The sequence below is a fragment of the Streptomyces dioscori genome (assembly GCF_003024195.1).
GTDB classification, from domain to species: domain Bacteria; phylum Actinomycetota; class Actinomycetes; order Streptomycetales; family Streptomycetaceae; genus Streptomyces; species Streptomyces dioscori.
The window spans coordinates 455290-463380 of record NZ_KZ679045.1 but is presented as its reverse complement, the minus strand read 5'-3'; the positions used below and the strand labels follow the sequence as shown (position 1 = coordinate 463380).

Sequence of the window (8091 nt, the reverse complement as noted above, 5' to 3'; positions counted from 1 at the left end):
CGAAACCGCGCCTACCTGCGACGGCGGGGCATCAAGGCGACCATCGCCGAGCCGGACGACCAACGGGCCAACCGCCAGCGCCGGGGCCGAGCCGGTGGCCGTCCACCCGCCTTCGACAAGGCCCAGTACCGGCGGCGCAGCGAAGTCGAGCGCTGCGTCAGCAAATGGAAACAGTTCCGCTCGGTGGCCAGCCGCTACGACAAACGCGACTACATCTTCAACGGCACCCTCACCGTCACCGCGATCGTCATCTGGCTCCGAGACACCATCCAAGAGCCATCAGAAACGACCTAGGGGCGCGGGGAACGGCGCAGTCTTTCGTCCGTCAGGGGCGCGGGGAACGGCGCGACCAGCCACAGCGGACTCGCAGGATCCCCCCGACCTCAACCCGCCCGTTCAACACTCCCCACCCGCTCCACCCGAACCGCACACCCCTTGAACTCCGGCATCCGAGACACCGGATCAAGCGCCGGATTGGTCAACGTGTTGGCCCGCCCTTCCCCCGGCCAGTGAAACGGCATGAACACCGTGTCGGCCCGAATCGCGGTCGTGATCCGCGCCGGCGCCACCGCCCGCCCCCGCCGCGACACCACGGCCAGTGGCTCCCCCTCCACGGCCCCGAGCCGCTCGGCCAGCCGGGGGTGCAGCTCCACGAAGGGTCCGGGCGCGGCGGCGTTGAGCTCGTCGACGCGGCGCGTCTGCGCACCCGACTGGTACTGGGAGACCACCCGGCCGGTGGTCAGCAGCACCGGGTACTCCTCGTCGGGCTCCTCCGCCAGCGGCCGATGGCTCACGACGACGAACCGCGCCCGCCCGTCCGGCGTGGCGAACCGGTCGAGGAACAACCGGGGCGTACCGGGGTGAACCCCGTCCCGGCCCCCGTCCCCGTCCCCGTCCTCCGCCGGGCAGGGCCAGAACACCCCACCCTCCTCCACCAGCCGCCGATACGTGATGCCCGAGTAGTCGGCGGCCCCACCCGCACTGGCCCGCCGCAGCTCCTCGAAGACCTCTTCCGGGTCCGTGGGGAAGCCCTTCTCCACGCCCAGGCGGGCGGCCAGTTCCCGCATCACGTACAGATCGCTGCGGATGCCGTCGGGCGGCGTGATCGCCTGCCGGCGCAGCAGGACCCGGCCCTCCAGGTTGGTCGTCGTGCCCGTCTCCTCGGCCCACTGTGTGACGGGGAGCACGACATCGGCCAGTTCCGCGGTCTCCGACAGCACCACGTCGGCGACGGCCAGGAAGTCCAGCGACCGCAGCCGTTCCTCGATGTGGGCGGCCCGGGGTGCGGAGACGACCGGGTTCGAGGCCATGACCAGCAGCGAGCGGATGTCCGTACCCATGGCGTCGAGCAGCTCGTACGCGCTGCGTCCGGGACCCGGCAGCGAGTCGGGGTCGACGCCCCAGACCTCGGCCACATGCTGCCGTGCGGCGGGGTCGTCGAGCTTGCGGTAGCCGGGCAACTGGTCGGCCTTCTGGCCGTGTTCACGCCCGCCCTGTCCGTTGCCCTGCCCGGTGAGACAGCCGTACCCGGAGTACGGTCGCCCCGCACGCCCGGTCGCCAGGCACAGGTTGATCCACGCGCCGACCGTGTCCGTGCCCTTGGACTGCTGCTCGGGCCCGCGCGCGGTGAGCACCATCGCGGACTCCGGCTCGCAGAACATCCGCACGGTCTCGCGGAGTTGGGGAACGGACACCCCCGTGATCCGTTCCACGTACTCCGGCCAGTGCGCCATCGCCGCGGCCCGCGCCTCCTCCCACCCGCTCGTACGCTCCTGGATGTACGCCTCGTCCGTACGCCCCTGAGCCACCACCAGGTGCAACAGCCCCAGCGCCAACGCGAGATCCGTACCGGGCCGTGGCGCCAGATGCAGATCCGCCTGCTCGGCCGTACGTGTGCGGCGCGGATCGATCACGATCAACGTGCCGCCGTTCTCCTTCAACTCCGTGAGGTAGCGCAGCGCGGGCGGCATGGTCTCGGCGAGATTCGAGCCGACGAGGATCACACATCCCGTCCGAGGGATGTCCTCCAGCGGGAAGGGCAGCCCCCGGTCCAGGCCGAAGGCCTTGATGCCGCCGGCCGCCGCGGACGACATGCAGAAACGGCCGTTGTAGTCGATCTGCGAGGTGCCGAGCGCGACGCGGGCGAACTTGCCGAGCGTGTACGCCTTCTCGTTGGTCAGCCCGCCCCCGCCGAAGATCCCGCACGCGTCCGGGCCATGCTCCGTACGCGTGCGGGACAGCCCTTCGGCGATCCGGTCGAGCGCCTCGTCCCAGCCGGCCGGGCGCAGCTCGCCGTCCGTGCGGACCAGCGGGGTGGTCAGCCGCACCCGGGACGAGAGCAGCGCGGGCGCGGTGCGGCCCTTGCCGCAGAGGGCGCCCTGGTTCACCGGGAAGTCGGTGCGTTCCGTCACCTCGACCACGCTGCCGCCGTCGCCGTCCGGCACGGGCGTCAGGTTCATGCCGCACTGCAGCGCGCAGTACGGGCAGTGGGTGGGCGTCACGGAGGTCTGCATACCGTCCAGCGTGCGTCGGACGTGTTACACGGCACGACGCACCCCGTTACGCGGCAGGCACGGGGACCTCCCCGCCCGCTCCGGCCGGCCGTGAGGGCGCCCGGACGAGGAGGGGCGGCGAGCGGAGAGGACGACCGGGGACGGCGGGCGGAGAGGACGACTGGGGACGGCGGGCGGAGAGGACGACCGGGGAGGGCGGGCGGCGGGGTGGGAGTACCCGCCAGTGCTCCCACCCCGCCGCCCGCCCGAAGACCGCGATCACTCAGCCACGTGTGCGCGGCCACGCACCCGCGACCCGCTCACACGGTCCGCTCGTACGACCCGCTCACGCGCCCCCGCTCAGCACTCGTACGCGTAGTACGGCTCGTCGCCCGGGTCCAGGCCGATGCGTCCGGTCCCGCCGGGTCCGATCTGGATACAGCTGGGGTCCCACCCGTCGACTTCGACCGTGGCGGAGATCGTGTGGCCGCACGCGTTGTGGATGTCGGCCCATCCCCAGCCGGAGCCGACGAGCTTGGCGCACCCGGGCTCCCTCAGCGCCCCGTCGGTGTCCGCCGAGGCACTCACCACGGCACCCGGCACCGACAGCAGCGCGGCCGCCATGGCGGCGACGAAAGCAGTACGAAGTCCAGTCATCATGTGTCCTTCCCTCAAGCCCGGTTGAAGGTCCGGGCTGCTGAAATAGACACTATCCGTAGTCAGTTGACTACAGAACGCTTCGGAACCGCTTTCACGCGGCAGGGTGAGCGACCGCCGCCAAACCCCGCCGACGGCGTGACATCCATCTCGTCCCTACTGCCCGGCAGACTGTTTGGCGGACGCCAACGCCCTCTCCACGCCCGGCTCTTGGGGACCCAGGAAGGTGGGATCGGGCTCGAAGACCGCGTCCATGAGCGCCTTCCCGGCCGCCATCACCTCACGGGCCCCTCCGTAGTACCAGGTCGTGTCGTGCACGGCGTCGACCCCGACCCCGTACGACGCGACGCCCGCCTCCTGGCACAGCGCGACCGCGCGCCGGATGTGGAAGCCCTGGCTGATCAGTACGGCCTCGTCCACGCCGAAGATCTTCTTGGCCCGTACACAGGAGTCCCACGTGTCGAAGCCGGCGTAGTCGCTGACGATCCGCCCGTCGGGTACACCCCGCTCGGTGAGATACGCGCGCATGGCGTCCGGCTCGTCGTAGTCCTCGCGGCTGTTGTCGCCGGTGACCAGGACCACCTGGATACGGCCCGACCGGTACAGCTGCGCCGCCGCGTCCAGCCGGTGCGCGAGATACGGGGACGGCTCGCCCTGCCACAGACCGGCCCCGAAGACGACCGCGACCTCGGTGCGCGGCACGTCCGCCGCGGTCCGCAGCCGGTCGCCCGTGACCGTGAACATCCACGCCGACGGGAGCAGCGCCAGCACGCACCCGGCCATCACGGCCTGCACGGCGCGGCGCTGCCCGGTACGGGTACGCGGCAGCTGCGGTCGCAGGAACTCCGGCAGTCGCGGCAGGCGCGGACGTCTCGGACGACGCATGGGACGGTCCCTCCCCGGGTGGCCTCGGGCGGCCTCGCCCCAGGAGACGCATGCCGGGGCCACCCGGTTCACTCGGCGCCACTCCGCGTCATGGCATGGCCCGAGGCAGGGCATCTCACACGGCTCCGCACCCCACCGTGAAGCCCCGGAAAAGCCCCGTGACCACGGCGCAACGGCTCGGCAACCTCGTTACGGCACCCTTGACGTATGACGGCGCACCTCATGAACCGGAACAGCAGCAGTCGGCGCGGCACCCGGCGTCCTGCCCCGCCCGCGCTCGTCCTGGTGGGCCACGGCAGCCGCGACCCGCGCGCCCTGAGCACCGTACGGACCCTCATGGAGCGGATCCGCGAACTGCGCCCCGGCCTGCCCGTGCACCTCGGGCACATCGAGCTGAACGAACCCCTGCTGCCCGACACGCTCGCCGCCCTCGGCACCGGCGAGGCGGTCCTCGTACCGCTGCTGCTGAGCCGCGGCCACCACGTCAAGCACGACATCCCGGAGGCCGCCGCCGCGTCGCCGGCGCGCGTCCGGATCGCCGGGCCGCTGGGCCCGCACCCGCTGCTCGTCGAGACGCTGTACGAGCGTCTGGTCGAGGCCGGCTGGCGCACGCCGGACGCCGCCGGACGCCGGACGGGCGCGGTCGTGCTCGCCGCTGCGGGCTCGCGCGACCCCGACGCGGCCGTCGACACCCGCCACACCGCGAGGCTGCTCGCGACCCGCCTCGGCGTCCCCGTCGTCCCCGCGTACGCCTCCGCCGCCACCCCCACGGTCACGGAAGCCGTACGCGCCCTCACCGCCCGGGGCCGCCCCCACATCGCCCTGGCCTCCTACTTCACGGCCCCGGGCCGCTTCGCCACGGAGTGCACGACAGCGGCCCCCGGCCTGGCATCGGCCCCCCTGGGCGCCCACCCGTCCATGGCCCGCCTGGCCCTGCACCGCTACGACGAGACCCTGACCCACACCCTGGCCGCAACGGCCTAGGGGACACCCCACCAGGGGCGCGGGGAACGGCGCAGTCTTTTCGTCTTTCAGGGGCGCGAGGACCGGCGCAGTCTTTGGTTTTGGGGGCGCGGGGAACGGCGCAATCCTTTGCCTTCAGGGGCGCGGGGAACGGCGCAGTCTTTTAGGGGCGCGGGGAACGGCGCGACCAGCCACAACGAACCCGCACCCGCCCACAACCAGCACCCGGCAGACGCGCAGACGCAATCCCACACCCCAATTGTCAGCCCCTCCGCTTACTGTCAAGACATGGAAGGCACGAGCACCGAAACCCCCCGCCCCCCACAGGCACAGGCACAGGCACCCGAGCCAAAGACCAACCCCCCGGCCTACGACCCCACGTCAGTGGCCCGCTGGGCCACCGAGCCGGACAAACGCCCAGGCCGCACCGCCTTCCAACGCGACCGCGCCCGAGTCCTGCACAGCTCGGCCCTCCGCCGCCTCGCGGGCAAGACCCAGGTGGTCACCCCCGGCACCCGCAGTCAGGTCTGGGACGCGAGCCCCCGCACCCGCCTGACCCACTCCCTGGAGTGCGCGCAGGTCGGCCGCGAGCTGGGCGCCGCCCTCGGCTGCGACCCCGACCTCGTCGAGGCGGCCTGCCTCTCCCACGACCTGGGCCACCCCCCGTTCGGCCACAACGGAGAACAGGCGCTGAACGAGTTCGCCGAGGACTGCGGCGGCTTCGAGGGCAACGCCCAGTCGCTCAGACTCCTCACCCGTATCGAGCCCAAGCGCTTCGTGCGCGGCGCGGCCGTCCCGGCGGCGGCCCTCGCGGACGGTGACGGCCTGGTCAGCGTCGGCCTCAACCTCACCCGCGCCACCCTCGACGCCGCCACGAAGTACCCCTGGCCGCGCGGCGCCCACCCCACCGACCCGAAATCCCCGAAGTTCGGGGTCTACGAGGACGACCGGCCCGTCTTCGACTGGATCCGCGAGGGCGCCCCCGGCACCCGCGCCACCTTCGAGGCCCAGGTCATGGACTGGGCCGACGACGTGGCGTATTCGGTGCACGACGTCGAGGACGGCCTGCACGCGGGTCACATCGACCCCGAGTGCCTGCACGCGGAGCCCGAGCGGCAGGAGATCTTCCGGGTCGCGATCGGGCGGTACGTGGAGGCGGACACCGACCCCGCCGAGCTGGCCGAGGCCCTCGACCGGATCCTCGCCCAGGAGTGGTGGCCGCACGGCTACGACGGCTCGGCCGTCGCGCAGGCCCGGCTGAAGGACGCCACCAGCCAGCTCATCGGCCGGTTCTGCCTCGCCGCGGAGAGCGCCACGCGCGCGAGACACGGCACGGGCAGGCTCACGCGGTACGCCGCCGAACTGGTCGTCCCGCGCTCCGCACGCCTGGAGTGCGCGGTCCTCAAGGCGGTCGCCGACCGCTACGTGATGCAGCGCGCCGAGCAGGAGCTGCTCCGCGCCGACCAGCGGATCGTCGTCGCCGAGCTGGCCGAGGCGCTCACCACGCGGGCGCCGGAAGGCCTCGACCCGCAGTTTCGAGCCTTGTTCGACGGGGCGTCCGACGACCGCGCCCGCAAGCGGGTGATCGTCGACCAGATCGCCTCGCTCACGGACGCCGCCGCACGATCACTGCATGCGAGGCTCAGGGTGCAGGTGTGACGTCCGGAGGGGGCGTACGTGACCCTGCGTGGCCTGAAGGGGCCGCTCCCTCTTCCCCCATCACGCTGCGTGCGGGACGCTCGCAGGTGGCGACACCGTAACGAGGAGGCATCAAGTGGTCGACGCAGATCAGACATTCGTCATCGTCGGAGGAGGCCTGGCCGGCGCCAAGGCGGCCGAAACCCTTCGGGCGGAGGGCTTCAACGGCCGGGTGATACTGATCTGTGACGAACGGGACCACCCGTACGAACGGCCGCCGCTGTCCAAGGGATACCTGCTCGGCAAGGAGGAGCGCGACAGCGTCTTCGTCCACGAACCCGCCTGGTACGCGCAGAACGACGTCGAGCTGCACCTCGGCCAGACCGTCGACGCGATCGACCGGAGCGCGAAGACCGTCCGCTTCGGCGACGACGGCACCCTCGTCCACTACGACAAGCTGCTGCTGGTGACCGGCGCCGAACCGCGCCGGCTCGACATCCCGGGCACGGACCTCGTCGGGGTCCACCACCTGCGGCGCCTCGCCCACTCCGAGCGCCTCAAGCAGGTCCTGTCCGCCCTCGGCCGCGACAACGGCCACCTGGTCATCGCGGGCGCCGGCTGGATCGGCCTGGAGATCGCCGCGGCGGCCCGTGAGTACGGGGCCGAGGTCACCGTCGTGGAGCCCGAGCAGACCGCGCTGCACGGAGTGCTCGGCCCCGAGCTGGGCGAGATCTTCGCCGAACTGCACCGCGAGCACGGTGTCCGCTTCCACTTCGGCGCCCGCCTCACCGAGATCACCGGCCACGACGGCCTGGTCCTGGCCGCCCGCACCGACGACGGCGAGGAACACCCCGCGCACGACGTCCTCGCGGCGATCGGCGCGGCACCCCGCACAGGCCTTGCCGAGGCGGCGGGCCTGGAGCTCGCCGACCGGGCGCACGGCGGCGGCATCGCGGTCGACGAGCGGCTGCGCACCTCCGACCCCGACATCTACGCGGCCGGTGACGTGGCCGCCTTCCCCCACCCCCTGTTCGGCACGCGACTGCGCGTCGAGCACTGGGCGAACGCGCTGAACGGCGGCCCGGCGGCGGCCCGGGCGATGCTGGGCCGCGGAACGACGTACGACAGGGTGCCCTACTTCTTCTCCGACCAGTACGACGTGGGGCTTGAGTACTCGGGCTGGGCGCCCCCGGGGACGTACGACCAGGTGGTGATCCGGGGAGACGCGAGCAAGCGCGAGTTCATCGCCTTCTGGGTGAAGGAGGGGCGGGTGCTCGCCGGGATGAACGTCAATGTGTGGGACGTCACAGAACCCATCCAGCAGCTGATCCGCACGGGGGCACGGGTGGACACCGAGGCGCTCGCCGACCCGCACGTTCCGCTGGACAGCCTGGTCCCGTGACCGGCGGAGAGGCTCGGGGGGACTCCACTGTCACACCGTCCCCGTAGACTCGGC

Annotated in this window: 6 protein-coding genes and 1 pseudogene; 4 read left to right on the top strand and 3 right to left on the bottom strand. The window is 72.2% G+C overall.

Going from position 1 to position 8091, the window contains the following annotated elements; all coding sequences use genetic code 11:
* A pseudogene (locus C6Y14_RS22635) lies at positions 1-294 on the top strand (IS5/IS1182 family transposase); the annotation flags it as partial.
* An 89-nt stretch (positions 295-383) separates the two neighbouring features.
* Here the strand turns inward: C6Y14_RS22635 and C6Y14_RS22630 are convergent.
* The 3 genes from C6Y14_RS22630 to C6Y14_RS22620 all read right to left on the bottom strand — a co-directional run bounded on the left by C6Y14_RS22630 (position 384) and on the right by C6Y14_RS22620 (position 4034).
* Positions 384-2513, bottom strand: a complete 2130-nt coding sequence (locus C6Y14_RS22630; RefSeq protein WP_107018587.1) for a molybdopterin oxidoreductase family protein — start codon at positions 2511-2513, stop codon at positions 384-386.
* Positions 2514-2852: 339 nt separating this feature from the next.
* Positions 2853-3152, bottom strand: a complete 300-nt coding sequence (locus C6Y14_RS22625; protein WP_159074301.1) for a hypothetical protein — start codon at positions 3150-3152, stop codon at positions 2853-2855.
* A gap of 153 nt (positions 3153-3305) precedes the next feature.
* Entirely contained in the window at positions 3306-4034 is a 729-nt protein-coding gene (locus C6Y14_RS22620; protein WP_107018585.1) for a SanA/YdcF family protein, read from the bottom strand.
* Positions 4035-4241: 207 nt separating this feature from the next.
* On the opposite strand from C6Y14_RS22620, the gene C6Y14_RS22615 reads away from it, so the two are divergent.
* From C6Y14_RS22615 to C6Y14_RS22605, 3 genes are all read left to right on the top strand, one after another.
* On the top strand, positions 4242-5018 hold the full coding sequence (locus tag C6Y14_RS22615; RefSeq protein ID WP_107018584.1) for a sirohydrochlorin chelatase: 777 nt from the start codon (positions 4242-4244) through the stop codon (positions 5016-5018).
* A gap of 267 nt (positions 5019-5285) precedes the next feature.
* On the top strand, positions 5286-6656 hold the full coding sequence (locus tag C6Y14_RS22610; RefSeq protein ID WP_107018583.1) for a deoxyguanosinetriphosphate triphosphohydrolase: 1371 nt from the start codon (positions 5286-5288) through the stop codon (positions 6654-6656).
* A gap of 115 nt (positions 6657-6771) precedes the next feature.
* On the top strand, positions 6772-8037 hold the full coding sequence (locus C6Y14_RS22605) for an NAD(P)/FAD-dependent oxidoreductase (protein WP_107018582.1): 1266 nt from the start codon (positions 6772-6774) through the stop codon (positions 8035-8037).
* Positions 8038-8091 lie beyond the last annotated feature (54 nt).